General features: G+C 44.1%; 22 protein-coding genes. 7 read left to right on the forward strand and 15 right to left on the reverse strand.

Annotation, left to right across the window (positions count from 1 at the left end; translation table 11 throughout):
* Positions 1 to 6 precede the first annotated feature (6 nt).
* From NSQ34_RS09055 to NSQ34_RS09065, 3 genes are read right to left on the reverse strand one after another with little or no spacing between them, the layout of a single operon-like run.
* Entirely contained in the window at positions 7 to 492 is a 486-nt protein-coding gene (locus tag NSQ34_RS09055) for a DMT family transporter (RefSeq protein WP_101676635.1), read from the reverse strand.
* A 21-nt stretch (positions 493 to 513) separates the two neighbouring features.
* Positions 514 to 1,194 carry a cyclic nucleotide-binding domain-containing protein gene (locus NSQ34_RS09060; RefSeq protein ID WP_098677256.1) on the reverse strand — a complete coding sequence of 227 codons (681 nt, stop codon included), beginning with the start codon at positions 1,192 to 1,194 and terminating at the stop codon, positions 514 to 516.
* A 13-nt stretch (positions 1,195 to 1,207) separates the two neighbouring features.
* The gene (locus NSQ34_RS09065; RefSeq protein ID WP_098677255.1) at positions 1,208 to 1,633 is read right to left on the reverse strand and encodes a DMT family transporter; all 426 of its coding nucleotides are present in this window, start codon (positions 1,631 to 1,633) and stop codon (positions 1,208 to 1,210) included.
* A gap of 211 nt (positions 1,634 to 1,844) precedes the next feature.
* Here NSQ34_RS09065 and NSQ34_RS09070 point away from each other — a divergent pair, with 211 nt between their 5' ends.
* A complete protein-coding gene (locus NSQ34_RS09070; protein ID WP_025093179.1) occupies positions 1,845 to 3,272 on the forward strand; it encodes an aldehyde dehydrogenase family protein in 1,428 nt (475 codons plus the stop codon).
* Positions 3,273 to 3,343: 71 nt separating this feature from the next.
* Here NSQ34_RS09070 and NSQ34_RS09075 read toward each other — a convergent pair whose 3' ends face one another.
* A complete protein-coding gene (locus NSQ34_RS09075) occupies positions 3,344 to 3,742 on the reverse strand; it encodes a DUF3221 domain-containing protein (RefSeq protein ID WP_255290977.1) in 399 nt (132 codons plus the stop codon).
* A gap of 260 nt (positions 3,743 to 4,002) precedes the next feature.
* On the opposite strand from NSQ34_RS09075, the gene NSQ34_RS09080 reads away from it, so the two are divergent.
* Positions 4,003 to 5,820 carry an assimilatory sulfite reductase (NADPH) flavoprotein subunit gene (locus NSQ34_RS09080; RefSeq protein ID WP_268437428.1) on the forward strand — a complete coding sequence of 606 codons (1,818 nt, stop codon included), beginning with the start codon at positions 4,003 to 4,005 and terminating at the stop codon, positions 5,818 to 5,820.
* 33 nt (positions 5,821 to 5,853) lie between these two features.
* Positions 5,854 to 7,572 (forward strand): assimilatory sulfite reductase (NADPH) hemoprotein subunit, encoded by a 1,719-nt coding sequence (gene cysI / locus NSQ34_RS09085; RefSeq protein WP_268437427.1) that lies wholly within the window; start codon positions 5,854 to 5,856, stop codon positions 7,570 to 7,572.
* A gap of 28 nt (positions 7,573 to 7,600) precedes the next feature.
* On the opposite strand, the gene NSQ34_RS09090 is transcribed toward cysI, so the two are convergent.
* The 10 genes from NSQ34_RS09090 to NSQ34_RS09135 form a co-directional block, all read right to left on the reverse strand.
* Positions 7,601 to 9,535 carry an AMP-binding protein gene (locus NSQ34_RS09090; protein ID WP_342501071.1) on the reverse strand — a complete coding sequence of 645 codons (1,935 nt, stop codon included), beginning with the start codon at positions 9,533 to 9,535 and terminating at the stop codon, positions 7,601 to 7,603.
* A 13-nt stretch (positions 9,536 to 9,548) separates the two neighbouring features.
* Entirely contained in the window at positions 9,549 to 11,072 is a 1,524-nt protein-coding gene (locus NSQ34_RS09095; protein WP_098677251.1) for an acyl-CoA carboxylase subunit beta, read from the reverse strand.
* Between the two features lie 18 nt (positions 11,073 to 11,090).
* Complete coding sequence (locus NSQ34_RS09100; protein WP_342501072.1) at positions 11,091 to 11,873, reverse strand: enoyl-CoA hydratase; 783 nt, start codon at positions 11,871 to 11,873, stop codon at positions 11,091 to 11,093.
* A 12-nt stretch (positions 11,874 to 11,885) separates the two neighbouring features.
* A complete protein-coding gene (locus NSQ34_RS09105) occupies positions 11,886 to 12,794 on the reverse strand; it encodes a hydroxymethylglutaryl-CoA lyase (RefSeq protein WP_098677250.1) in 909 nt (302 codons plus the stop codon).
* 11 nt (positions 12,795 to 12,805) lie between these two features.
* Positions 12,806 to 13,021 (reverse strand): acetyl-CoA carboxylase biotin carboxyl carrier protein subunit, encoded by a 216-nt coding sequence (locus NSQ34_RS09110; RefSeq protein WP_034284022.1) that lies wholly within the window; start codon positions 13,019 to 13,021, stop codon positions 12,806 to 12,808.
* A complete protein-coding gene (locus tag NSQ34_RS09115; RefSeq protein ID WP_061109558.1) occupies positions 13,018 to 14,367 on the reverse strand; it encodes an acetyl-CoA carboxylase biotin carboxylase subunit in 1,350 nt (449 codons plus the stop codon). The genes NSQ34_RS09110 and NSQ34_RS09115 overlap by 4 nt, the downstream gene beginning before the upstream one ends.
* An 8-nt stretch (positions 14,368 to 14,375) precedes the next feature.
* Complete coding sequence (locus NSQ34_RS09120; protein WP_342501073.1) at positions 14,376 to 16,013, reverse strand: AMP-binding protein; 1,638 nt, start codon at positions 16,011 to 16,013, stop codon at positions 14,376 to 14,378.
* Positions 16,014 to 16,055: 42 nt separating this feature from the next.
* Positions 16,056 to 17,198: an acyl-CoA dehydrogenase family protein gene (locus NSQ34_RS09125; protein WP_342501074.1), complete on the reverse strand. Its 1,143-nt coding sequence runs from the start codon at positions 17,196 to 17,198 to the stop codon at positions 16,056 to 16,058.
* 146 nt (positions 17,199 to 17,344) lie between these two features.
* Positions 17,345 to 18,883, reverse strand: coding sequence for a family 10 glycosylhydrolase (locus NSQ34_RS09130; RefSeq protein ID WP_342501075.1), 1,539 nt, complete (start codon positions 18,881 to 18,883; stop codon positions 17,345 to 17,347).
* A 24-nt stretch (positions 18,884 to 18,907) separates the two neighbouring features.
* Positions 18,908 to 19,714, reverse strand: coding sequence for a tyrosine-protein phosphatase (locus NSQ34_RS09135; protein WP_061109562.1), 807 nt, complete (start codon positions 19,712 to 19,714; stop codon positions 18,908 to 18,910).
* A 149-nt stretch (positions 19,715 to 19,863) separates the two neighbouring features.
* Between NSQ34_RS09135 and NSQ34_RS09140 the strand changes: the two genes are divergently transcribed.
* On the forward strand, positions 19,864 to 20,628 hold the full coding sequence (locus NSQ34_RS09140; protein WP_070325915.1) for a DeoR/GlpR family DNA-binding transcription regulator: 765 nt from the start codon (positions 19,864 to 19,866) through the stop codon (positions 20,626 to 20,628).
* Positions 20,629 to 20,645: 17 nt separating this feature from the next.
* Here the strand turns inward: NSQ34_RS09140 and NSQ34_RS09145 are convergent, their stop codons facing one another.
* Positions 20,646 to 21,224, reverse strand: a complete 579-nt coding sequence (locus NSQ34_RS09145) for a branched-chain amino acid aminotransferase (RefSeq protein WP_098677248.1) — start codon at positions 21,222 to 21,224, stop codon at positions 20,646 to 20,648.
* A gap of 125 nt (positions 21,225 to 21,349) precedes the next feature.
* Here NSQ34_RS09145 and NSQ34_RS09150 point away from each other — a divergent pair, with 125 nt between their 5' ends.
* The 3 genes from NSQ34_RS09150 (at position 21,350) to NSQ34_RS09160 (ending at position 25,308) form a co-directional block, all read left to right on the forward strand.
* The gene (locus tag NSQ34_RS09150) at positions 21,350 to 22,483 is read left to right on the forward strand and encodes a sugar diacid recognition domain-containing protein (RefSeq protein WP_342501076.1); all 1,134 of its coding nucleotides are present in this window, start codon (positions 21,350 to 21,352) and stop codon (positions 22,481 to 22,483) included.
* A gap of 78 nt (positions 22,484 to 22,561) precedes the next feature.
* Positions 22,562 to 23,971 (forward strand): glycolate oxidase subunit GlcD, encoded by a 1,410-nt coding sequence (gene glcD / locus NSQ34_RS09155; protein WP_098677246.1) that lies wholly within the window; start codon positions 22,562 to 22,564, stop codon positions 23,969 to 23,971.
* The gene (locus tag NSQ34_RS09160) at positions 23,968 to 25,308 is read left to right on the forward strand and encodes a (Fe-S)-binding protein (RefSeq protein WP_098677245.1); all 1,341 of its coding nucleotides are present in this window, start codon (positions 23,968 to 23,970) and stop codon (positions 25,306 to 25,308) included. Before glcD ends, NSQ34_RS09160 begins: the two co-directional genes overlap by 4 nt.
* Positions 25,309 to 25,365: the final 57 nt, after the last annotated feature.

The following is a 25,365-nucleotide window of genomic DNA, read 5'->3' on the forward strand; positions in this document are numbered from 1 at the left end:
GGGCAGCTACTCTTGTGGCAGCCCTTTTTCTTCTGATTGATCCTCTTCTGCTGACTCCAATTTGGTCAATTTAAACACTAGGATCCCCGCAACAATCACAATGACACCTAGTAGTTTTGCGGGAGAAAATTCCACTTTCTCTAACCCAAGCCAGCCAAGCGAATCGAACAAAAGCGCAGAACCGAGCTGTGAAATCAGGACAATCGAGATTCCATAAGTCGGACCAAGACGTTTGATACTTTGAACGAGGCAGATGACCACCCCTACTCCAATGGCTCCGCTCATCCAGTACCACGCTTCCATATGTCTTAATTGAAATATGCCGGTTCCTTCTAGCAAAAGACCCATCAAAAGTGAAGCAATAAAGCCCATACCTAGAACGAGAGTGGTCGTTGACCAAGAGCCTGTCTGCTCATTGACCTTACTGTTAAAAATGGTTTGTAAGCTGACGAGTGCGCCAGCCGTGATGGCTAATCCTATTCCTATGATCATGTCTGAATCCCTTCATTTCTTCTATTCATAAATGTTTCGCTCCGCTATTTCTAAGAGTCCTTCCCGGTCAAGAATCGTAATCTTCCCTCTTCGCCTCTCTATCAGCCCTTTTTCACAAAATTGCTGAATCACCCGGTTAATATGACGGTAGCTTGTACCAATTAAGCTCGCCGCATCAGTAAGACGCAGTGCGCTCGCGCTGTTATCCCCTGTTAACACAGACAATAAGTAGCTTGCGAGTCTGACCTCTACAGGGTATAAAAGGTGGAAGCTCAAATCGTTTGATTTCGTATAAAATTTGTTTGTGATGCCCTTTAGTAAAAAGGTTAACACGCGGGGGTCATCCTTCGCATGGCGCATGAGCGCTTGATGAGAAATCCTTAGCATATGTACTTCTGTGACAGCCTCCACTGTATTGACCATATCAGTCTGCTGAACGTATTCAATATCTCCAATCGCTTCAAGAGGATGTTTAAAACAAAGAATGAAGGTCTTTCCTTCTTTTGTGGTGGTGAAAATCTTTAATTTTCCTTTTACTAACAAGTACAAGTGCTCCCTCTGATCTCCCTTTGAACAAATCAGCTCACCTTGCTCATAGCGCCATAAGCTGACGTGTGATATGAGTTTCTGATGAAAGACGTTTTCTAATTCATGTGCCTTGAGATAAGTGGAAAATAGAGATTCATCATGAAGCTCCTCCATCTGACGCCCTCCTTTATAGCTTTAAAATGATGACGCCTGCGATCATCAATAGAATTCCTGCATAATGCTGCCATTTCATTTTCTTCTTCTGTACACCAAACCATCCTTTTGCATCGATTGCAAAGGTGAAAGCAAGCTGAGCAATGAGTAAAGCAGCGATGGTCAGTGTGACACCGATCATTTGAATCGCAGTCACTTCATTGAAAATAATAATGGCTGCAAATGCGCCTCCAATTAAATACAGTGGCTTCACCTTTCGATATTCCCTGAAGTGTCCGTCACGTACGATCAGTAAAATGATCAGTGCGATCATAAAGCCGGTCAGCTGCGTGATGGTTGCCGCCTGCCATGTGCCGATATCCTGGCTGATCCTTGCGTTTGCTACGCCTTGCAGTGTAATACAAGCGCCTCCTAATAAAGCGAAAATAACACCTTTCATTCGTTCAAATGCTCCTTCTTTTTCAGTCTAGTTCCATTAAAAGATAGATGCCCTGATGTTGAAAAGGACATATGTCCCACTTTGCGTATTATATCAGAAACTTTTTCTTTTACAGTTGCATCGTTTTAGATTTTTCACAGTGGGTACAGTTTTATATCACCTGAAAACAGAATATTGAATGGAATCACATATAAAAAGGAGACATGTCAGAATGAGAAATCAAGAGAAACATTTTATTAACGGAGAATGGATCGCATCAACAGGAAACGAAACGACGGAAGTCATCAATCCTGCTACAGAGGAAGTCATTGGCACCATTAGTTTAGGAACAAAAGAAGATTTAGATAAGGCAGTCAAAGCTGCTCGTGCCGCCTTCCCTTCTTTCTCAAAAACATCTCGAAATGAACGCGTAAAGATGCTGGAAAACATTGTGCGTGGCTACGAAAAGCGTAAGGATGAACTAATTGAAGTCATGACACAAGAGCTCGGTGCACCGCTGAAAGTATCGGAAGAGGTTCATTACAAAATGGGACATGAACATTTTTCTAAAGCAGCGGAAGCACTTAAATCGTATACATTTACTGAGGACCGCGGCGGGCACACCATTATAAAAGAAGCGATTGGTGTCAGCGGATTGATTACACCTTGGAATTTCCCAACAAATCAAACATCACTTAAAATCGCGGGTGCCATTGCAGCTGGCTCACCAGTTGTCTTAAAGCCTGCGGAAATTACACCTTTTGCCGCAATGATTCTTGCAGACATCATTGATGAAGCTGGCGTACCGAAAGGCGTCTTCAACCTAGTTAACGGAACTGGTGATGTCATTGGTGACGGCATTAGCTCACACCCTGATATTGACTTTGTTTCATTTACGGGATCAGGTGCTGTCGGCTCTAAAATAATGGAAAATGCTGCAGACAATATTAAGAAAGTGGCTCTTGAGCTCGGCGGGAAATCCCCTCTTATCGTCTTAGATGATGCAGATGTGGATGAGGCAGCCGAAACAGCCGTTCATCATATTGCGATGAATACAGGTCAAGTGTGTTCCGCAGCTACACGTGTGCTGATTCCAGAATCAATGAAAGACGCATTTGAAAAAGCGCTGCTGAATGCCCTGCCGAAGTTTACAGTTGGTGATCCGAGAGAAGATCACGCCACTGGCCCGCTTGTCTCCAAAAAGCAATGGGATACCGTGCAGTCTTATATTGAAAAAGGAATTGAAGAAGGTGCTCACCTGCTTGCTGGGGGAACTGGTAAGCCGGACGGACTAGACAAAGGATATTTCGCCAAGCATACTATTTTCACAAATGTGAAAAATGATATGACCATTGCGCAAGAGGAAATATTCGGACCCGTCATGAGTGTGATCACATATCAAGACTTGGATCATGCCCTTGAGATTGCCAATGATACAGTGTACGGTCTTGCTGGCTATGTGGTTGGAAAAGATGAAAAAACACTAAAATATGTAGCTGAACATATTCGTGCCGGTCAAATTACCATTAACAACGCCGAAACAGATTACTTTGCCCCGTTTGGCGGCTTTAAGCAATCTGGTATCGGAAGAGAATGGGGAGACTTTGGGATCGAGGAATATTTAGAAGTGAAAGCTGTGATGGGACTTCCAACAGCATAATTTGAAAAAGGAGAAAAACTCTAAGGTTTTTCTCCTTTTTTCATGATAGAAAGAATCTGCCCCCTGCTCCCCTACTTATCCATCATGATTTTATATTTTTCGACCTTTGCTTTAGGAGGAAACGATTCTTGTAACTCATCAAACCAAACCTCAATCGTTTGACCCTGTGACAGCTCTTTAGAATCTACTTTTGTTAAATCCATAACGATGAGATCATTTTTATACTTTTCAATAAGAAGATGGGTTTTCAATGAATCATCGCTTTTTAATGGCGTTTTATTGTTTATAAGAAGTAAATTCGTCTCCCCTTTTCTTAGCAGGATGCCTTTTTTTGAAAAAGATGCTGTTGTTTTATTCTGATTGTATGAATCTTTTATATTGTCCTTTGGAGAATTGCACGCTACTAATAAAATGAGAAAAATCAAGATGACAAGCCGAAAACATTTTATATTTTTAAACTTTATCTGCATCAACTTTCATACACCCCTTTTCAATCCCTTACGATCGTCTCTTCATTCAAAACGGCCCATTTTTCTTAAGGTTCTTTATACAGTTAAGCGATTGACCTTCAAGTTCTGTCACTTTGCAAAGGTATTAGAAATCTTAATCATGACAATCAATATTATATATTTTACTTAATGGCAAACTTTCGGTAAAGTTCAAATTGAACCTATATATATAATTCCTATCGAATTAATCTATGTTTATATTCCTTGTGAGGTGGATATCGTTGCAACTTCATGTATTGAACAGTCCGTTTAGTCAGGAGCAGGCAGAACTGCTTAATCAGCTGCTTCCGACTTTAACAGATCAGCAAAAAATTTGGCTTACCGGTTATTTATCAGCACAGGCAGCTTTAGCCGGATCAGAAAATACTGCCCTAGCCCCTTCTCTTTCTGCCGCAGCACCAGCGCAGCCTATCAGCAAAGATGTGACCGTCCTTTATGGCTCACAAACAGGCAATTCTGAAGGGTTAGCAAAAAAGACAGCGCAGCATCTTGAAGAGAAAGGTTTTCAAGTGACGCTCTCTTCTATGTCAGATTTTAAACCAAATAGTCTGAAAAAAATAAACAATTTACTGATTATCGTCAGCACACATGGCGAGGGAGATCCGCCTGATAATGCCCTTTCTTTCCATGAATATGTTCACGGCAGACGGGCACCAAAGCTCGATCATTTAAGCTTTTCTGTCCTATCACTTGGTGACAGCTCTTACGAATTCTTCTGTCAAACAGGTAAAGAATTTGATGAGCGCTTAAAAGAGCTTGGCGGAACGCGTCTTTTAGATCGAGTGGACTGTGATCTTGATTATGATGAGCCGTTTTCTGAATGGCTTCAAGGGGTGGCATCTTCACTTAACGAAGGCGGAGCCGCAGCCCCGCAGGAATCAGCGGGAGCAAACACTCAAACAGCTGCATCTGAATACTCAAGAACAAATCCTTTTTATGCTGAAGTGCTTGAAAATATCAATCTAAATGGCCGCGGTTCTAACAAAGAAACCCGTCATTTGGAGCTTTCTCTTGAAGGATCAGGACTTGTTTATGAGCCGGGTGACAGCCTTGGTATTTATCCAACAAATGATCCTGCGCTTGTTGATGAATTGATCACAACATGCGGATGGAATGCAGAGGAAGCCGTAACCGTTCATAAAAACGGCGACACGCTTCCTTTAAAAGAAGCACTTACCTCTCATTTTGAGATTACCGTATTGACAAAACCTCTTCTTCAAAAGATGGCGTCCTTTACAAAAAGCGAAGCCTTGCAGGCCCTTTTAAAAGAAGGAAACGAAGAAAAGTTAAAAGCATATATAGCAGGAAGAGATTTAGTAGATGCTGCTCGTGATTTCGGTCCTTTTGAAGGAACAGCGGCAGACTTCACTGCCATTTTAAGAAAAATTCCGGCTCGCCTTTATTCCATTGCAAGCAGCCTGAAAGCAAATGAAGAAGAAGTTCATTTGACGATCGGTGCTGTGAGATATGATGCTCACGGAAGAGAACGTCAAGGTGTCTGCTCAATCTTATGTGCGGAGCGCTTAGAGCCAGGTGATAAGCTGCCTGTTTATATCCAGCACAATCAAAACTTTAAGCTTCCTGAAAACCCTGAAGCACCGATCATTATGGTAGGACCAGGCACAGGCATCGCCCCTTTCCGTTCCTTTATGCAGGAGCGCGAGGAAGTCGGTGCAGACGGAAAGTCATGGCTGTTCTTCGGTGATCAGCACTTTGTGACGGATTTCTTATATCAAACCGAATGGCAAAAGTGGTTAAAAGATGGTGTGTTAACGAAAATGGATGTGGCTTTTTCAAGAGATTCAGAGGAAAAAGTATATGTCCAGCACCAAATGAAGAAACAAAGTAAAGAATTATTCGAATGGCTGGAGCAAGGTGCCTATGTATATGTCTGCGGAGATGAAAAACATATGGCGCATGATGTTCATAATACCCTTCTATCAATCATCCAAGAAGAAGGTGCGATGAGCAAAGAGAAAGCAGAAAGCTATCTAGCCAACTTGCAGCAGCAAAAACGCTATCAGCGTGACGTATATTGATTGAATGCTTGAAAGAAAGGAGCTTTTACTTACATGGTGAAGACAGCATTAACAGCGCCGGATGGACCTCCGAGCGACGTAGAGGAAATCAAAGAAAAAAGTGATTATTTACGGGGTACTTTAAAAGAAGTGATGCTTGATCCGATTTCAGCGGGTATTCCTGATGATGATAACCGTCTGATGAAGCATCACGGCAGTTATTTACAGGATGATCGTGACCTGAGAAATGAACGGCAAAAACAAAAGCTTGAGCCTGCCTATCAATTTATGCTGCGCGTCCGCCTGCCTGGCGGAATCGCTACATCCAAACAGTGGCTTGTGATGGATAAGCTTGCTCATAAATATGGAAACGGTACGTTAAAGCTGACAACTCGTGAAACCTTTCAGCTTCACGGTATTTTAAAATGGAACATGAAAAAGACCATTCAAGACATTCATTCCACTATGCTTGATACGATCGCTGCTTGCGGCGATGTGAACCGTAATGTCATGTGTACATCAAACCCCTATCAATCAGAAGTGCACCATGATGTATACGAGCTCGCCAAAAAATTAAGTGATGACCTGCTTCCGCAAACAAGAGCGTATCATGAAATTTGGCTTGATGAGGAAAAGGTAGCAGCAACGCCTGATACAGAGGTTGAGCCGATGTATGGTCCACTTTATTTGCCAAGAAAATTCAAGATTGGTGTGGCGGTCCCTCCTGCTAACGATATTGATGTTTTTTCGCAGGATTTAGGCTTCATTGCGATTATTGAAAATGATCAATTAGTCGGTTTTAATGTCGCGATTGGCGGTGGAATGGGCATGACTCATGGTGATACAGCGACCTATCCTCAGCTTGCAAAAGTAATTGGCTTTTGTACACCGGAACAAGTTGTAGAGATTGCCAAACAAGTGATCACCATCCAGCGGGACTACGGAAACCGTTCGGTGAGAAAAAATGCCCGCTTTAAATATACAGTGGACCGCCTTGGTCTTGAGAATGTAAAAGAAGAGCTTGAGCGCCGCCTTGGATTTACCCTATTAGACGCAAGAGATTATCACTTCGATCATAACGGTGACCGCTATGGCTGGGTAAAAGGATTCAATGGCAGATGGCATTATACGATGTTTGTAGAAGGCGGACGTATCACGGATTACGATGATTATCCGCTGATGACAGGCATTCGTGAAATCGCAAAGATTCACACAGGTGACTTCCGCTTAACAGCGAATCAAAATTTGATCATTGGAAACGTCACATCTCATAAAAAGAAACAAATCGAGCAGCTCATTCAGGAGTTTGGTTTGTCAGATGGACAGCAGCACTCTGCACTGCGCCGCAGTTCAATGGCCTGTGTTGCTCTTCCGACATGCGGCTTAGCGATGGCAGAGGCAGAACGCTACCTCCCGCGCTTAATTGACAAAATTGAAGAGATTGTCGAAGAAAATGGCTTAAGTGATAAAGAAATCACGATTCGTATGACTGGATGTCCAAATGGATGCGCCCGTCATGCGCTTGGTGAAATTGGCTTTATCGGGAAATCACCTGGCAAATACAACATGTATCTTGGCGCTGCGTTTGATGGCAGCAGATTAAGTAAACTGTACCGAGAAAATGTAGGAGAAGAAGACATTTTAAACGAGCTTGGCTCGCTTCTCCCCCGCTATGCAAAAGAACGCAAGGAGCATGAACATTTCGGTGATTTTGTGATTCGGGCAGGTATTGTAAAAGAAACAACAGATGGCACGAATTTTCATGTGCAATAAAAAAGACAGGATGCTCTCCTGTCTTTTTTTATGGACTTTGTTTTCTTTTCAAGTATTCGCAAATGCTGTTATACACATCAGGATTATCTAGAGACGAAAGATCTGGTGAAGGCTGCTGTTCATAAGCTCCTTTTAATAAACGCCGGACGATTTTTCCGTTTCTTGTTTTCGGTAAAGCTGAAATGAGATGAATTTCCTTTGGTGTGAGCGCTTTTCCCGCATATGAACCAACATGTATTTTGAGCTCTTGAATGAGTGCTGCTTCTTCAAAAGTCTGTGAACTGGCCACAATGAAACAAACTAGTGCTTCTCCCTTCACCTCATCCTTTACTCCAATCACAGCAGCCTCATGTACGGCTGGATGCCCGACAAGAATGGATTCAATTTCAGCTGGACCAATGCGTTTACCTGCTGTATTAATGACATCATCCGATCTGCCCGTGATATGGAATGAGCCATCCTCTGATTGCATCACCCAATCACCGTGCGTCCACACCCCATCAAATCGTTTAAAATAGGTGTCTTCATATCGCTCCGGATCTTTCCAAAATCCACATGTCATGCCGACCCACGGCTTTTTCACAACAAGCTCCCCTACCTCATTCAGAACGCTCTCTCCTGCCTCATTATACACATCTGCCGCCATTCCTAAGATTGCCGCATTAAAAAGGATCGGTTTGATTGGACGAAGCAGCGTACTTCCTACAATACCGCCAGAAACCTCTGTTCCCCCTGAGTAATTTAAGATTGGAATGTGCTTTTGACCAATGGTGTCAAAAAGCCATTGCCATGGTGCTTCATTCCACGGTTCACCTGTAGATATGATGGCTTTCACATGCGGCAGCTCAATGTCTGAAAGGTTTTGCTGCATCGCAGATCGAACAAAAGTAGGTGAAAGTCCAAAATGGGTGACTTTTTGCTCGTGGATGAATGACCAAAGGTGCTGTTCATCTGGATAATCGGGGGCGCCGTCATATAAAACAATTGCAGCTCCATTGATCAAGCCGCCAAAGACGAGAAAGGGCCCCATCATCCATCCCATGTCTGTGAGCCAAAACAAACGATCTCCTTTTGCAACGTCCATACAAAGACCGGCATCAAAAGCCGCTTTTACAGGAAAGCCTGCGTGTGTATGAACAGCCCCTTTTGGTGTACCGGTTGTTCCAGACGTGTATAAGATCATAAGTGGATCTTCATTTGAAAGATAAGTCGTTTTACTCAGTGGTTCCTCTTTTAACAAATCGTTTAGCTGAATATCCTCTTTATATCCAGTAGAAGAGGAAGCATGTACAATGACTGTTTGGACAGTCTTGGTTTTGTCGATCGCTTCTGCCGCACATTTACGCATGTTGATCGTCTTTCCCCGGCGCGTCACGCTTGAGCCTGTGACGACAATGGTTGCACCTGATGCACGAATACGTACGGCAAGAGGCTCGCTTCCATAGCCAGAAAAAACCGGGCTAAAGATGACACCAATCTTTGCAAAGGCAAGCATGACAGCAGCCGTTTCCGGAAGCATCGGCATATAAATGACCGCTACATCCCCTTTTTGTATTCCCTTCTTCAAAAAACCAGCAGCGAGACGATTGACCTTTTCTTGAAGTTCGAGGAACGTCCATCTTCTCTCTTCCCCCGCTTCATTTCTCCACATCACAGCTGGTTGATGCTGGGTTTCTTCATTCTCTGCCCATTTGTCAACAGCCGTTTCGACCACGTTGAGCCGGCCGCCTTTATACCAATTGGGCCACATGAATGAATCTTGGCCTAATGCGGCTTCATAGGGCTCCTTCCACACGATGCCGACCGCCTTTTCGGCTTCTCTCCAAAACCAATCGGTCCGCTCGATACTAGCTTGATAGAACGCATCATAAGTAGAAAAACCAAGTGAATGCATCCATTTGTAAAGGCGTGTTTGTTTCATCATCTGTTCTTCGGGTATCCACGCTGGTTTTAGGTTCATCATGAGGCCGCCCCCTTTAGACCGGATAAACCGGGTGTTTTCGTCTTGTAAATGTCATCTCTTTAGAGGTATAGGCTTGTAATCTATGACAAAGCTCATCTCGCAAATGGTCAAATGGGATGACACCATCGACAATCATTTCAGAGGCAAGCTCATATATATTCATGTCTTCCTGGTATTCCTTGCGTTTCTCTTGAATAAATGCTGCTCTTTCCTCAGCAGGCAGTTCGGCAATTTTATTCGCATAGACAGCATTTACAGCGGCTTCTGGCCCCATGACAGCAATTTGTGCTGATGGAAGTGCGAGACAGCAGTCCGGTTCAAAGGCTGGCCCTGCCATTGCATATAAACCTGCACCGTATGCTTTACGAACAATGACGGATATTTTCGGAACGGTTGCCTCTGACATGGCGGAAATCATTTTCGCCCCGTGCCTGATAATGCCTGCTTGTTCCACTTTTGTTCCGATCATAAACCCCGGTATATCGGCAAGGAAAAGGAGTGGAATATGAAAGGCGTCACATAGCTGAATAAACTTAGCGGCTTTGTCGGCTGAGTCATGGAATAAAACGCCGCCTTTTACCCTCGGCTGGTTGGCAATAAGACCGACAGGCTGACCATTCATACGGCCAAAGCCTGTGATCAATTCTGCGGCAAACAGCTTTTTGATTTCAAAAAATGATCCTTCATCAATAAGTAAATCAATGAGCTGATACATATCAAAAGGGGTATTCTGCCCCTTAGGGATAAGGTCCTGGAGGGTGATCTCTGATGGTTTAGGTGCGATTGCGGCTGCCCGTTTTGGTTTTTCTGTATAGTTGGCAGGCATGTAAGTTAAATAAGTGCGGGCGGTTTGAATGGCTTCTTCCTCTGTTTTTGCTAAAATATCGCCGCATCCAGAAATGCTGCAATGCATTTTTGCCCCGCCCATTTCTTCAAGTGATACTTTCTCTCCAATCACCATTTCGGCCATTCGCGGTGAGCCTAAGTACATTGAGGCATTCCCTTCGACCATGACGACGATGTCACAAAAAGCAGGAATGTAAGCACCTCCGGCTGCCGAAGGACCAAATAGTAAACAAATTTGCGGAATACGTCCAGACAGCTTCACCTGGTTATAAAAAATGCGGCCTGCGCCTCTTCTGCCTGGAAACATGGCGATTTGATCGGTGATTCTAGCACCCGCAGAGTCAACTAAATACAGCATTGGGCAGTTGAGCTTTTCGGCTGTTTCCTGGATTCTAATGATTTTTTCTACCGTTTTGACGCCCCATGATCCTGCCTTGACGGTAGAATCATTTGCCATGACGCAAACAGTCTGCCCATTCATCCGCCCCGTCCCTGTGACAACACCATCTGCTGGTAAATGTTCATCTTGACACTCGGCAAACATGGCATCCTCAATGAAAGAATCTTCATCTAATAACAACTGGAGGCGGTCACGGACGAACAATTTTCCTTTTTCTTTGTTTTTTTGATGGTATCGCTCAGCCCCGCCTTTTACAATCCGTTGTTTTTTCAGTTCATATTCTTCGATCATACCCATTCCCCTTTCTTGCTACCTGCCTCTGTATTGAGGCGTGCGTTTTTCTTGGAAGGCTTGAAGACCTTCCGTTCGATCTTCTGTCTCAATGAGCCGTAGATAGGCTTCGTATTCCTTTGTCAAACCTGTATGCAAATCGTGATCAAGGCTTGATTGAATCGCTTGTTTCGCTTCTTTTAAGGCAAGCGGGCCATTTTTGATGATTTGTATTGCAAGAGAGATGGCATCGTTCATGAGGGAATCTGCTACAGAGATATGCTCAATCAGCCCAATTTGAATGGCTTCTTCTGCTTGTAATGATGCGCCTGTGAAAATAAGTTCTTTTGCTTTACCGAGTCCAATGAGGCGCGGAAGCCGCTGCGTCCCTCCGGCTCCTGGTATGATAGCTAGTCCTGTTTCTGGCAGGCCGAGTCTTGCTCCGGCTCGTGCAATGCGGAGATCACAAGCGAGCGCGAGCTCAAGTCCTCCGCCTAGTGCGTGTCCGTTCATCACTGCAATGACAGGTACAGGAATAGATTCAATCTCGATAAACGTTTGCTGAATCGAAAGAACAGCGCCTTTTGCTTCTGCTTCTGTCATCAATCGTCGTTCTTTTAAATCTGCTCCAGCGCAAAAGACTTTAGAACCGGCTCCTGTAATGAGCAGACAGCGAATGCTTTCATCGTGTTTGATTTCTTGAATGATTTGATTGATCTCCTCCAGCATTAGAGCAGATAGGGAATTCGCTTGTTCTGGCCTGTTTAAGGTCATGATGCCGATCTGTTCATCTTGTATCGAAAAATGGACCAATGATGTCATGTTATTCATCCTTTATGAAGTAGTCTGAGAGTGAAAAGCGCGTAAACAGTGACTAGGCAGGGTTCGATCTACTTTTGCTTCAATCCATTCTGCCGCTTTAATTAATGCAGGAAGGTGAATATTTGTCTCAATTCCTAGTTTTTGAAGCATATGCACCACATCTTCTGTCGCCACATTTCCGCTGGAACCAGGTGCATAAGGACATCCGCCAAGCCCGCCGCTGGAGGAGTCAAATATGGTAATCCCTGCTTTTAATGCCGTATAAATATTGGCAAGAGCCATCCCCTTCGTATCATGAAAATGAAGAGCGATTTTATCAGCAGGAAAACGTTCAAGTAAAATGTCTAAGCGCCTTTCTACTTGAAGCGGATGGGCTTCACCGATGGTGTCACCGAGAGATATTTCATCAATGCCATAAGAAAGCAAAATCTCCGTTAACCGGAGGACTTGATCCATTGGCACTTGTTTTTCATACGGGCAGCCAAACACAGTGGAAATATACGCGCGCGTGTTTTTTCCTGCTGCTTTTAAATCAGCTGTCATTTGTTTGATAACAGGAAGTGTTTCATGGATGGATTGATTCATATTTTTCTTGTTATGTGTTTCACTCGAAGAGATAAACATAGCGCCTGTGTCAAGATTGGCTTCAAAAAAATGAGCTAAGCCTTTTTCATTGGGAATGAGTGCTGCATAGGTGATGTCGTCTTTTTTGTTAAAGGATTGGGTGAGTTCTTTGGCATCTTTTAAGGCTGGAACCCATTTAGGATGAACAAATGATGTGACTTCAATATAAGGGAGCTGGGCTGCTGCGAGCAGGTCAATCCACGTTCGCTTCTCGCCTGTGTCCAGCCAGACTGATTCATTTTGCAGTCCGTCCCGCGGGCCGACCTCCCTGATAATCACACTCTTTGGTAATGCCATCTGGCTCCCTCCTATTCTGTCAGTTCTAGAAGAACCTCTCCTTCATCGACAAACTCTCCCTCTGCCTTATGCACTTTGCTGATGGTTCCGGTCTCTTCAGCAACGATCGGAATCTCCATTTTCATTGATTCTAAGATGGCAACCTCCTGTCCTTTTTGCACTTCATCGCCTTGTTTCACAAGAAGCTTCCATAAGTTTCCGGCCATTTGAATCGTGACAGTTTTCATGAACGGTTTCCCTCCCTTTTTTTCATGAGAAAATCGGTTGTGATGCTGCCTTGTAAGAAAGCAGAAGATCCGGCCATTTCCCTTAAAAGCGGTAAGTTGGTTTTGATCCCTTCTATTTCATATGCTTGTAATGCCCCTTTTAATCGTTCTATTGCAAGTTTTCGCGTATCACCGTAAACGATCATTTTCGCAATCATTGGATCGTAAAAAGGGGTAATGAGGCTTCCATTTGTCACACTTGACTCATGACGGATATACGGAGCTTCAGGTGTGGAGAGCCGAGTGATTGTTCCTGGTGATGGATAAAAGGTGACGGGATCTTCCGCATAAATTCTAACCTCGATGGCATGACCGATTTGATGAATATCCTCCTGATTAAAGGAAAGCGGCTCACGTGCAGCGATTTTCAGCTGCTCCTCAACAAGGTCAATGCCTGTAATTTCTTCTGTGACAGGATGCTCTACTTGTAATCTCGTGTTCATTTCTAGGAAATAAAATTGTTGATGCTGATCGACTAAACATTCAATCGTTCCTGCATTTTCATACCCAATCGCTTTGGCTGCTTTGACGGCCATCTCCCCCATTTGATGTCTCACCGATTCTTCGAGACAGGCGGCTGGTGCTTCTTCAATGATTTTTTGATGTCTTCGCTGGAGTGAACAGTCGCGCTCAAATAAGTGGACCCCATGGCCGAAGGAATCAAAAAGGACCTGAATTTCAATGTGACGCGCGTTTTCAATGACCTTTTCCATATACAGCGTCCCATCGTTGAAAAAGCTTTGCGCTCTTTTTTGATTCCCTTCAAAAGCCCTGTACAGCTCATCGTCATTTTGCACGAGCTGCATGCCAATTCCTCCGCCCCCGCTTGATGCCTTGAGCATGATCGGATAACCGAGTGACTGCGCTTGACTGACCCCTTCTTCTGCATCATGCAGCGGAGCTGAAACGCCTGGTACAATGGGGATACCTGCTTGAGCCATCGTTTTTCTTGCTTCAATTTTATTCCCCATTCGCTGAATGACTTGTGCGGATGGGCCAATAAAGGCGATTCCTTCGCTGCGGCAGCGTTCTGCAAAGGCTGCATTTTCTGATAAGAGGCCATATCCTGGGTGGATGGCATCTGTATTTGTCTGTTTGGCTGCCCTAATGATTGCTTCCATGTTTAAATAGCTTTCAGATACTTTCGCGCCTCCAATCGGATAGGCGCTGTCTGCTTCTTGCACATGAAGTGCATGTTGATCTGCTTCTGAATAAACGGCGACGGTGTAGATCCCGAGCCTTTTACACGTTCGAATAATTCGCCGGGCAATTTCGCCTCGATTTGCAATCAGTACTTTTTGAAACATTGCTGCCTTCACTCCTTTATTAGATCAAGCGCCTGCTTTTTCAGACGAAATTTTTGAATCTTCCCTGATGCAGTCATTGGATACTCGTCAGTGATGAAAAAATATTTAGGAATTTTGTAGCGTGCCATTTGCGACTGACAATAGCTGGTGAGTGTCTCAATCGTCACCGCCCTGCCTTGCTTGAGCCGAATGAATGCGGCGGCTTCTTCTCCATACGTCTCGTCAGGTATACCAACGACCTGTGCATCAAGAATGTCCGGATGAGTATAAAGAACGTCCTCAATCTCTTTTGGGTATACATTTTCCCCGCCTCTAATGATCATATCTTTCAGCCGTCCTGTGATTTTCACATAGCCGTCCTCATCCATCTCTGCTAAATCACCCGTATGAAGCCAGCCGTCCTGATCAATCACTTCATCTGTGGCTTCTTCATTTTTATAGTAGCCTTTCATCACATGATAACCTCTTGTACACAGCTCGCCTTGTTCTCCTCTTGGTACTTCCTCCGGTGTGCCTGGAACGGTGATTTTCACTTCAATGTGAGGAAGCGCCCGGCCGACCGTTTGAACCCGCCTTTCAAATGAATCATCCGTTCTTGTTTGGGTAATGACAGGAGAGCTTTCGGTCTGTCCGTAGGCAATCGTAAGCTCCTTCAGTCCCATTTGTTCAATGACGGCCTTCATCACATGGGATGGGCAAAGAGATCCTGCCATAATGCCCGTTCGTAATGTGGACAGATCGTATTGGTGAAAATTCGGATGGTCGAGCTCTGCAATGAACATTGTCGGGACGCCGTGAAGGACGGTGCACTTCTCTTTTTCTACGGTTTGAAGAACTCGCTCTGGGTGGAAGGATTCAATTGGAATGATCGTTCCTCCTTTTGTGAGACATGCAAGCACGCCAAGGACGGATCCAAAGCAATGAAAGAAAGGAACAGGGATACACATTCGGTCCTTTTGGGTGAGCTTCATACAATCTGCGATTTGGCTGGCATTGCAGACAATGTTTGTATGGCTGAGCATGACTCCTTTTGGATAGCCGGTTGTGCCTGAGGTATATTGCATATTAATGACGTCATCCGGTGCAAGCTCATCCATTCGTTTCTCCCACTCATGATCCTCTGTTCTTTTAGCAGCTGCGTGAATACTGTTCCAGCTGCGCATGCCCTTTGGCGTGTGCTCACCTATATAGACGACACTTTTTAAATAAGGAAAAGATGAGGATGTGATCTCTCCTTGATGAGCGTTTTGAAGCTCCGGTATGAGTTCTTCAAGCATTTTGACATAGGATGTCTCTTTAAACCCGTCTACGATAAACAGCATGCTGCTATCAGAGTGCTTGAGTAAATAAGCGAGTTCTTGTGATTGAAAGTTTGTATTCACGGTGACGAGAACGGCTCCAATCGACGCGCAGGCGAATTGCAGCATGAGCCATTCGGGTACATTGGGCACCATGATGGCGATATGATCGCCTTTTTGAACACCTAATGCCATAAGACCTTTTCCGGTTTCCTTGACTTCTCGATAAAACGCTTCATATGAATAACGTAAAGAACGTTCTGGATACACAATGGCTTCATGTGCTGGATGCTGATCCCTTTTCTCTTTTAATAACGAGCCGATTGTCTGTGGATGAATCGACATCATGGCTTTCCTCCTCCATTGATGGTAAGCGTTTTCATTATCGGATTACGCTAACAGTTGTCTTGCGATGACTAGACGCTGAATTTCAGAGGTCCCTTCTCCAATTTCCATTAGCTTGGCATCTCTCACAAGCCGTTCTACACCACATTCTTTCATGTAGCCTGTTCCCCCGTGAATTTGAACAGCATCAAGACTTGCTTTTGTCGCCATTTCAGAAGCGAAGAGTTTGGCATAGGCAGCTTCTTTTGTAAACGGCTTGCCGTGATCTTTCAGCCAAGCGGCTTTCCACACCATTTGTCTGGCAAGCTCTATTTGCATCGCCATATCTGCCAGCTTAAACTGAATCGCTTGGAAGGAAGAAAGGGTCTGCCCAAATTGCTTTCTTTCTTTTGCATGCGAGAGCGAAGCATCTAGTGCAGCTTGTGCGATACCAACTGATAACGCAGCAATTGAAATGCGTCCCCCGTCTAATGTATATAAAAATTGTTTAAAGCCTTTCGTTGGGTCTCCTAAAATATTCTGGGCTGGTACACGTACACCGTCTAAAATGATTTCTGCTGTATCTGAACCGCGCACGCCCATTTTGTCATATGGATTTGTAATGGTCAGCCCTTTTTGCCCTTTCTCCACAATGAAGGCGGAGATGATTGGGCGGCCGTTTTCATCATGATCCGAGACTGCAGTGACGATAATGGTTCTGGCAAAATTGGCGTTTGTGATCCAGCACTTCTCCCCGCTGATGACATATTCTTGTCCGTCTTTGACTGCTTTTGTTTTTGTCCCTTTTGCATCTGATCCTGCGTTTGGTTCTGTTAATCCAAAGGAGCCGAGTGCTGTTCCAGAAGCCAGCGGGACAAGGTGGTCCATCTTTTGCTCCTCTGTACCGAAATAATAAAGCGGGCTTGCGCCTAAGGAGACGGCTGCAGCATAGCTAAGACCTGTACTACCGCACTGTTTTCCGATTTCTTCTACAGCCAGTGCATACGATATCGTATCTCCTCCTGAGCCGCCGTATTTCTCTGGAAAGGGGATGCCCATAAAGCCGAGCTCCCCCATTTTTTGAAACGTTTTGGCTGGGAATACGGCCTGTTCATCAATGGTTTGAGCGAGTGGTGCAATTTCTGCTTTGGCGAAATCTTTGACCATCTGGCGGATCATTTGTTGTTCTTTCGTTAATTCAAAATCCATCTTGTTTCCCCCTTTGGCTCTTTTCTATCATATTTATTAATCAAGCAGCTGCTTCATGCCAAGCTTGATTGAATTCAGAAAATTAAAACAAGAAATAATAGAAAAAAAGCATGATTGAAGAAAAATCCTCATTCATGCTTTTTCTGTTATTTCACTATTTTTGTAGAAGGCTTGCTTTCGTGATGAAGACGATTAAGAGCCGTAATCTTGTAAGTATCCATTTTCTTTTGATTGACTGGGAGGTCTTTAATCGTTGTTATGGCGCCTTTTTCTTTTCTAAATGTTTGCAGTAATTCATATGTTCCTTTATTTGTTAATCGATAGACTGCATAATAGGATACGGTAGAATGATCATTTTTGATTTGTAAAGCCGCACCATCCGATGTCTTTTTCACAGATTGAATGATTGGTTTTTTAGGTGCTTTCTGATGAAGCCAAGGCATTTCTGGAATGAGAGCTGGTTTGCGGTATGACTCTTCTATCAATCGATCCTTTACATTCAAAGGGTTGCGATTGAGATCCTTCAGGCTGAAATGCATGCTTCCCTGCACGAGCTGTGACTGCCTGTTCAGCTCAATCTGCCTAAAATATTCTTCCGGGTCAGACCAAGCAGGATCACTGTTTTGATTAATTTTATATGCCGCCTGACCGATGTACAGGTGAACCGGCTCCCCTTTCACCTCATTTGACCACCATTTCGTCAGCACATCATAAGCGGCAGCTTGAAAGCCGATGCTCCAGTAAATTTGCGGAGTAACATAATCAATATCGTGCTGCTGAATCCACTCTCTTGTATCAGCATACAAATCATCGTAGTTGGTCATTCCTGCTGTGGTGTTTGAACCAGTCGGGTCATCTTTTATGTTGCGCCATACCCCGAATGGACTAATACCAAATTTCACATACGGTTTCTCTTTTTTAATGGTGTCATTGATTTGCTTCACGAGCTGGTTCACATTATCTCTTCGCCAATCTTCTATATGAGTAAATGCTTTTTTTCCATATGTTTCATACGTTTCTTGATCTGGAAACGGGACACCGGCTATTTTATATGGATAAAAATAATCATCCATATGTACTGCATCAATATCGTAGTTTTTCACAACTTCTTCTATACCGCCGATAATGAAGTCCTGAGTTTCAGGAATACCAGGATTGTAATAAAGCTGATTACCATACGCAATCGTCCAATCAGGATGTTGTCTTGCAGGGTGATCGGCAGACAAACGGCTGAGATCAGTATGATTCATTGTGATTCGGTAAGGGTTAAACCAAGCGTGAAATTCAAGGCCGCGTTTATGAGCTTCTTCGATCATAAACTCAAGCGGATCGTACCCCGGATCTTTCCCTTGTGTTCCAGTCAAATATTCTGACCACGGCCCGTATGCTGAAGGATAAAAGGCATCTGCTGTTGGTTTAATTTGCATAATGACGGCATTCATATTCATCGCTTTGATCTCATCTAACAAACGAATAAACTCTTGTTTCTGCTCTGCTACGGGCAGCCCTTTCTTTGAGGGCCAATCTAAGTTATAAACCGATGCAATCCATACCGCGCGCATCTCTCTTGTGCTCTCAAGCTTTCCTTTTGGCACTAGGCGAGCAGCTAGACTGCTAGAAGGAATCAATAAAAATACAAACATCAACATCAGTGTTAAAACTGTCATACTGATCTTTTTCAGCATGTTTTGCATCACCTCACCTTAAGTTTATTCCGCTTTTTGTGATGGAATGCCAGCAGATGGTGTAAGCAGAATGTTTTTCATTTCATTGAGCTGAGCTTCAGGGACTTTGCAGGCTTCAATTAAATACTGCTCTGCACTCCCGTATGTCTCCAGCATTTCGTGCAGCACATCTTCAAGATAATCTTGCTGCACACCGACAAGCGGCTGAATTTGTTCTTTTGACACCCGGTATAAACTCATCAATCGGACAAATCGTTCCTGCCTTCTGACGAGCATTTGCACGCCTTCATTGGAACGCATATATTCACTTAAAACGACAGCCAGCGGTACACCTGCTGTTAACTGAATCAGGGCAGATAAAAAACCTGTACGGTCCTTGCCACTTGTGCAGTGAAGCATCAGCGGGTAATGGCTTTGATCTGAAAGCAGTGTGAACAGCTGCCGAATCTCTTCTTTACGCTCTGTCAGCATGCTTTGATATAAATCTTTCATGATCGGTGTAAATGAGAGAGACTTCCCTTCTGCTACCAGCATACGAAACATGGTCCATTTACTCGGCATCTTACTGTCAGGCTGCATCGGAATATGAACGATTTTGTCGTGTTCCTTGATCTTTGCTGGATGTGATTTACGTTCTGAGGCTGTACGGAGGTCGCAAACGGTTTGAATCCCAAGTGCTGAAAATATCTCGATGTCTTGTTTCGTCAAACGGGATAAGTCTGCGGATCGATAAATCATTCCTTGCTTGATTACCATCTCATCTGTTGTTTGAAGTCCCCCTACTTCTCTAAAATTCGCAAGCTTTGAAAATGGGTTGTTTGATTGATTCATAGAAGTGAAAGTCCTTTCTAGTTTCGTTCTTTTTTCTATCATACGCTTTTATATCAAAGGAGAAAAGAGAATCAATTGACCTAATCCCAGTAAGAGAATTTATTGGTATAATGGAAAAAGGACATTCGGATTGATTGGGGATATGAAGTATGATAAAAACAAAACGGATTCAACAAATCAAAGAGTATGTATTTGACCGGGAATCTGCCTCACTTGATGAGCTTGTGGCGCATTTTGGTGTCTCAAAAAACACGATACGCCGAGATGTACAGGCATTGGTCGAGTCTGGCGTGCTCAAAAAAGTGTATGGCGGAGTGGCTGTGAACCACTCAACGTTAGTGGTGTATCAGGAGCGAAAGATCCGTCAGCTCAGTAAAAAGCAATTGATCGGTCAGACGGCTGCCGCTTTTGTGGAAAACGGGGATATGATTTTTATTGATTCTGGTACGACAACGCTTGAGATGCTCCCCTATTTGACTGAGAAACAAGTGACCATTGTGACCAATAATGTGGATTTCATTACACAGGCGATGCCTTATGAAAATCTCACCATCTTTTCCACTGGCGGGATGCTTGAAAGAAAAACGAATTCTTTCGTTGGCTATCAAAGTGTTGAGCGCTTAAAAGCTTACAATGTCAATAAAGCCTTTATCGCATCAACTGGTTTATCCATTGATCACGGCGTCACGAATTCGTCTCCGCTTGAAACCGATATTAAAAAGACGCTTGTTCAAAAAAGTGCCAAAACCTTTTTATTAGTGGATGATAGCAAATTCGATCATTACGCCTTGACCACGTTTTGTGATTTGCACGAGATTGATATCGTCGTGACCAATCAGGAGCCAAATGAAGATTATCTTCAATATGGAAAAGAGCATGATGTACGGTTTGTCACACCTTCATCGAATGAATAGATGGACAAAAAAACGGCTCAGGAATTTGAGCCGTTTTTTGATTCATTGATTTCAAGCTGCATGATCATACGGAATAAAAATCGATACACGGCCGAGATGACGTCAATGAAAGCCGTATCTTCGTGGATATCCTCAAGCTCAAGAAGCTGCAAATTCACATCAAATAAGCCATCTTGTCCATTAAATTGAAGCTGAGCACCATTTAATGGCGATAGCATGTCCTTTAGAATATTCGTGTCTTTTTTAGGACGTTTTAAACCGAATAGGACGGTATACGTTTGAAACACTTCATCCCATTCAATGGCCAAGCCATCCACTTTCACGACATCAAACCACTTGGATTCGATATAAATGAATTCTTTTTGATGTTTTTTCACATATGTAAGCGGTGTGTTTAGAAATGAGACGTTTTCTGTTTGAATCATGTTCTCTGATTCCTTGTCTACACGCTCTATATATACATCGCCAAAACGGGCTTCTTCTTTTATTCTCGCCCCTTCTAATGTCCAATTGCGGCGCGCCGCTTCATCATATTCAAAGTCGGTCAGCGCCTGTCCTTCTTTTAGTAAGTCTTGTAAGCGATTTTGCAGTGACATGGCTATGTCTCCTTTCTTCTCCTTCATGTGTGTTTATTATTTTAGCATAACTCATGAAAAGAAAGATATGTCCTAGCATATGATGGTATGATAGTGTCAAAAGAAACATCTCGGAGGGGTACGTTTTGCTCACAATGACACTGGCAGAAAAAATCGTAGACGAGGTTAAAAAGGTGCTGACTGAGGAAATCATCATCGCACAAACAAACGGCACCATCATTGCAGCAACAGATCCAGAACGCGTTGGACAATTTCATGAAGGAGCGTATCTGACATCTTTTGAAGGACAGAAACGAATTCTCACAAAGGATGACCAGCAGCACATGAAAGGTGTCAAAGCTGGCATCAATCTGCCTATTTATTTTAAGCAAGAGGTCATCGGGGTCATTGGAATGACAGGAGATCCTGTACATGTGTCTCCTTTTGGCGAAATATTAAGAAAAATGACCGAGCTGCTTATTCATGAACATGAATTTTTTCAAGAAACTGAAACGGATGAACGTCAGCTCGAAGCGTTTGTATTCGACTGGCTTCATCTGCCAGAGACAGCGATTGATCTCACTGAAAAAGCGTCGCGGCTCCAGCTTGATATCAATAAGGAGCGCGCAGTTGTTCTGATCGATTGTCAGGATGAATCATTTATGAAGCAGAATCAATACAAAGAATGGAAGGAAACGCTGCATCTCACTAGTCAGGAGATCATCGTCCGCTGGGGGCATGCCCGTTTTTTGCTCATGCTGCAGACAACAGCAGATGATCGTAAAGCCTTGCAGCAGCGCCTGTTTCACATCCATGCCTCCCTTACGGCGCGGGGCACACAGGGGGTTTTGATTGGAGCAGGCAAACCAGCAGCTGCTCATTTGATGAAGCAATCCTTTCAACAAGCCTTTCGAGCATTAAAAATGGCACATGCTGATACACCGATTGTATTTGATGAAGATTTAACGCTTGAACTTTTTATGGAGGAAGTGAGTCAGGAAACAAAAGAAGTGTTTCTTGATCGAACAATCGCCCCTCTTCTCCCCTATCCTGAATTAGTGAAAACATTGCGGGTGCTTATGACATCAGATTGCTCATTGAAATATACAGCAGAAGCGATGCATGTCCATATCAATACACTGCATTACAGGCTAAAACGCATCCAAGATTTAACGACACTTGATCCAAAGCGTATGCAAGATGCAATGCTCTTTTATTTAGCTTTCATGTTATTAGATCATGATCCAAAAAAACGAAGCGAACAGCCCGATATTTTGTAGAATCGTCCATAGGCATGAGGCGATTCTTTTTTTATACTGAAAGAAACGATACGTCTTATCAATAGGAGTTGAATGCGTATGTTACATTCTGAATTTTTAAATCAATTAAAAAAGATTGTCGGTGCGTCTTTCATGCAGGACAGTAAAGCCGATCGGCTTGCCTACTCTTATGATGCAACACCAAATTTTCAGCATATGCCAGATGTCATCGTAAGCCCGCACGCGGCTGAGGAAATCCAGCAAATTGTCCGGCTCTGCTCCTCATATAACATTCCGATCGTGCCAAGAGGATCAGGAACGAACCTTTGTGCAGGCACATGTCCCACTCAAGGCGGACTTGTGATGCTGTTTACAAGAATGAACCAATTAATAGAAATAGATGAAGAAAACCTGACAGCAACGGTGCAGCCTGGTTTGATCACACAGGAACTCATTCGCCAAGTAGAGGCGAAAGGCCTCTTCTATCCACCTGATCCAAGCTCTATGAAAATCTCTACATTAGGCGGAAATATTAATGAAAATTCAGGTGGTCTCCGGGGATTAAAGTATGGAGTGACAAGAGATTATGTACTTGGACTTGAAGTCGTTCTGCCAAACGGTGATATCATCAAAACAGGCGGCAAGCTTGCAAAAGACGTGGCTGGGTATGATATGACCCGTTTGTTCGTAGGTTCAGAAGGAACGCTCGGGATTGTCACTGAAGCCACGCTGAAGCTTTTGCCGCTTCCAGAAACAAAACAAACGATGCTTTGCTTATATGAAAGTTTAGAGGAAGCCGCCGCTTCAGTGTCGGCGATTATTGCAGAGCGTATCATCCCCGCCACATTAGAATTTATGGATCAGCCGACTTTGGAAGTCGTTGAAGACTTTGCAAAAATCGGTTTGCCGACTGACGTTCAAGCGGTGCTGTTAATCGAACAAGACGGCCATCCTGAGGCGGTTGCCCGTGATATGCAGCGCATCGCAAAAGTGTGCCAGCAGCACGGTGCAAAAGAAGTGAATATCGCACATTCTGAAGAAGAGGCCAATGCCCTTTTAACAGCGAGACGATCTGCTTTATCAGCTCTCGCCCGGTTAAGCCCGACGACCATTTTAGAAGATGCCACAGTCCCCCGGTCTGAAATTGCCAGCATGGTGCGGGCGATCGAAGACATTGCGAGAGAGTACGATGTGAAAATCTGTACATTTGGTCATGCAGGTGATGGCAATTTGCATCCTACTTGTGCAGCAGATGCAAGAAATGAAGAAGAAATGAAACGGGTGGAAGAAGCCTTTCAGGCCATTTTTGAAAAAGCAGTCTCACTTGGCGGCACCATTACGGGTGAACATGGCGTGGGTCTTATGAAAGCCCCTTACTTAGAACTAAAGGTTAAAAAAGAAGGCATTGCGGCAATGAAAGCGATCAAACAAGCGCTTGACCCGGAAAATATCATGAACCCTGATAAAGTGTTTGGAAAAGCCGCAAGAAAGCGGGTGGTGGTCTCATGAGTTCTAAACAAACAGAGATTCAGCAAGCATTTCAGCAGCAAATGGACGAAAAAGAGCTGCTCAATTGCATGCGCTGCGGATTCTGCCTTCCTTCCTGCCCGACTTATATTGAATCTGGTCAGCAAGAAACACACTCTCCCCGCGGCCGAATTGCTTTAATGAAGGCGGTGAGAGACGGCGTCATTGAGCCAGATGAAGATGTCGAGCATTCGCTGAATCTTTGTCTTGGCTGCCGTGCATGTGAACCGGTCTGCCCTTCCGGCGTTAAATATGGACGGTTACTTGAAGATGCAAGAGACATCATTCAGCAGCACAAAAAACAATCCATCCCTGTCAAACTTGTAAGACGTGTAGTGTTTAAAGGTCTCTTTCCTTCACAGAGCCGAATGCGGAAAGCGGCAGGACTTCTTCGATTTTATCAAACATCTGGTCTGCAAACGGCAGCCCGCAAAACTGGCATGCTGAAGGTGCTTCCACCGCACTTACGCCTGATGGAACAGGCGCTTCCAAAGGTGCCGCGTCAACAGAAAAGCCGTTTGACGGAATACAAAGCCGCCGGCCCAGCGAGAAAACGGGTCGCCTTTTTTACTGGCTGTTTAATGGACACGGTTTTTTCCAGTACAAACGAAGCAACCATCCAGCTTTTGCAGCTGGCAGGCTGTGACGTCTTCGTTCCTCCTATTCAGACGTGCTGCGGAGCGCTCCATGGCCATAGCGGTGAAAAAGAACAAGCGAAACAGTTAGCAAAGCGGAATATTGAAGCTTTTGAAGAGATAGATGCGGATGCCATTGTCATGAATGCGGGCGGTTGTGGCGCTTTTTTAAGTGATTACGATCATTTGCTTTGCGATGATCCGGATTTTCAAAAGCGAAGTGAAGACTTCTCAAAGAAAATCACGGATATATCAGACATTTTAGTGGAGCTGGAATTTCACCGCCGCATGCCGCTTGCTTTGCCAGAGCAAGTCATCACTTACCAAGATTCTTGTCATTTGCGGAACGGAATGGGTGTACAGCATGCGCCACGGGTGCTGATGAAGGCCATTCAGGGTGTATCATCTAAAGAAATGAAGGATGCGGGCCGGTGCTGCGGTTCAGCTGGCATTTACAACATCTTGCAGCCAAAGATGTCAATGCAAATTTTAGATCATAAAATGACAGAAGCCAGCCAAACAAAGGCGGCTGCCATCGTTACATCTAATCCAGGCTGTCAGCTACAAATGGCAGCAGGCATCAAACGCTCAGGGCACTCGCCGAGCATGCGCGCGGTCCATTTAGCTGATTTATTATTAGAAGCCGTTCTATATGGAAAAAAAGCGTCCAGCCCATCAAGCTGAACGCTTTTTTTCATGCATATCTTTAGACAATTGGTTAGATAATAGAGGCAAATCGCC

The sequence above is a fragment of the Bacillus sp. FSL P2-0069 genome, from assembly GCF_038593315.1.
Taxonomy (GTDB): Bacteria; Bacillota; Bacilli; order Bacillales; family Bacillaceae; genus Bacillus; species Bacillus safensis.

Excerpts from the sequence above, each read along its gene's own strand:
- NSQ34_RS09055 (WP_101676635.1), bottom strand. The coding sequence starts at position 492 with ATGATCATAGGAATAGGATTAGCCATCACGGCTGGCGCACTCGTCAGC.
- NSQ34_RS09060 (WP_098677256.1), bottom strand. The coding sequence starts at position 1,194 with ATGGAGGAGCTTCATGATGAATCTCTATTTTCCACTTATCTCAAGGCA.
- NSQ34_RS09065 (WP_098677255.1), bottom strand. The coding sequence starts at position 1,633 with ATGAAAGGTGTTATTTTCGCTTTATTAGGAGGCGCTTGTATTACACTG.
- NSQ34_RS09070 (WP_025093179.1), top strand. The coding sequence starts at position 1,845 with ATGAGAAATCAAGAGAAACATTTTATTAACGGAGAATGGATCGCATCA.
- NSQ34_RS09075 (WP_255290977.1), bottom strand. The coding sequence starts at position 3,742 with ATGCAGATAAAGTTTAAAAATATAAAATGTTTTCGGCTTGTCATCTTG.
- cysI (WP_268437427.1), top strand. The coding sequence starts at position 5,854 with ATGGTGAAGACAGCATTAACAGCGCCGGATGGACCTCCGAGCGACGTA.
- NSQ34_RS09090 (WP_342501071.1), bottom strand. The coding sequence starts at position 9,535 with ATGATGAACCTAAAACCAGCGTGGATACCCGAAGAACAGATGATGAAA.
- NSQ34_RS09095 (WP_098677251.1), bottom strand. The coding sequence starts at position 11,072 with ATGATCGAAGAATATGAACTGAAAAAACAACGGATTGTAAAAGGCGGG.
- NSQ34_RS09100 (WP_342501072.1), bottom strand. The coding sequence starts at position 11,873 with ATGACATCATTGGTCCATTTTTCGATACAAGATGAACAGATCGGCATC.
- NSQ34_RS09105 (WP_098677250.1), bottom strand. The coding sequence starts at position 12,794 with ATGGCATTACCAAAGAGTGTGATTATCAGGGAGGTCGGCCCGCGGGAC.
- NSQ34_RS09110 (WP_034284022.1), bottom strand. The coding sequence starts at position 13,021 with ATGAAAACTGTCACGATTCAAATGGCCGGAAACTTATGGAAGCTTCTT.
- NSQ34_RS09115 (WP_061109558.1), bottom strand. The coding sequence starts at position 14,367 with ATGTTTCAAAAAGTACTGATTGCAAATCGAGGCGAAATTGCCCGGCGA.
- NSQ34_RS09120 (WP_342501073.1), bottom strand. The coding sequence starts at position 16,013 with ATGATGTCGATTCATCCACAGACAATCGGCTCGTTATTAAAAGAGAAA.
- NSQ34_RS09125 (WP_342501074.1), bottom strand. The coding sequence starts at position 17,198 with ATGGATTTTGAATTAACGAAAGAACAACAAATGATCCGCCAGATGGTC.
- NSQ34_RS09130 (WP_342501075.1), bottom strand. The coding sequence starts at position 18,883 with ATGCTGAAAAAGATCAGTATGACAGTTTTAACACTGATGTTGATGTTT.
- NSQ34_RS09135 (WP_061109562.1), bottom strand. The coding sequence starts at position 19,714 with ATGAATCAATCAAACAACCCATTTTCAAAGCTTGCGAATTTTAGAGAA.
- NSQ34_RS09140 (WP_070325915.1), top strand. The coding sequence starts at position 19,864 with ATGATAAAAACAAAACGGATTCAACAAATCAAAGAGTATGTATTTGAC.
- NSQ34_RS09145 (WP_098677248.1), bottom strand. The coding sequence starts at position 21,224 with ATGTCACTGCAAAATCGCTTACAAGACTTACTAAAAGAAGGACAGGCG.
- glcD (WP_098677246.1), top strand. The coding sequence starts at position 22,562 with ATGTTACATTCTGAATTTTTAAATCAATTAAAAAAGATTGTCGGTGCG.
- NSQ34_RS09160 (WP_098677245.1), top strand. The coding sequence starts at position 23,968 with ATGAGTTCTAAACAAACAGAGATTCAGCAAGCATTTCAGCAGCAAATG.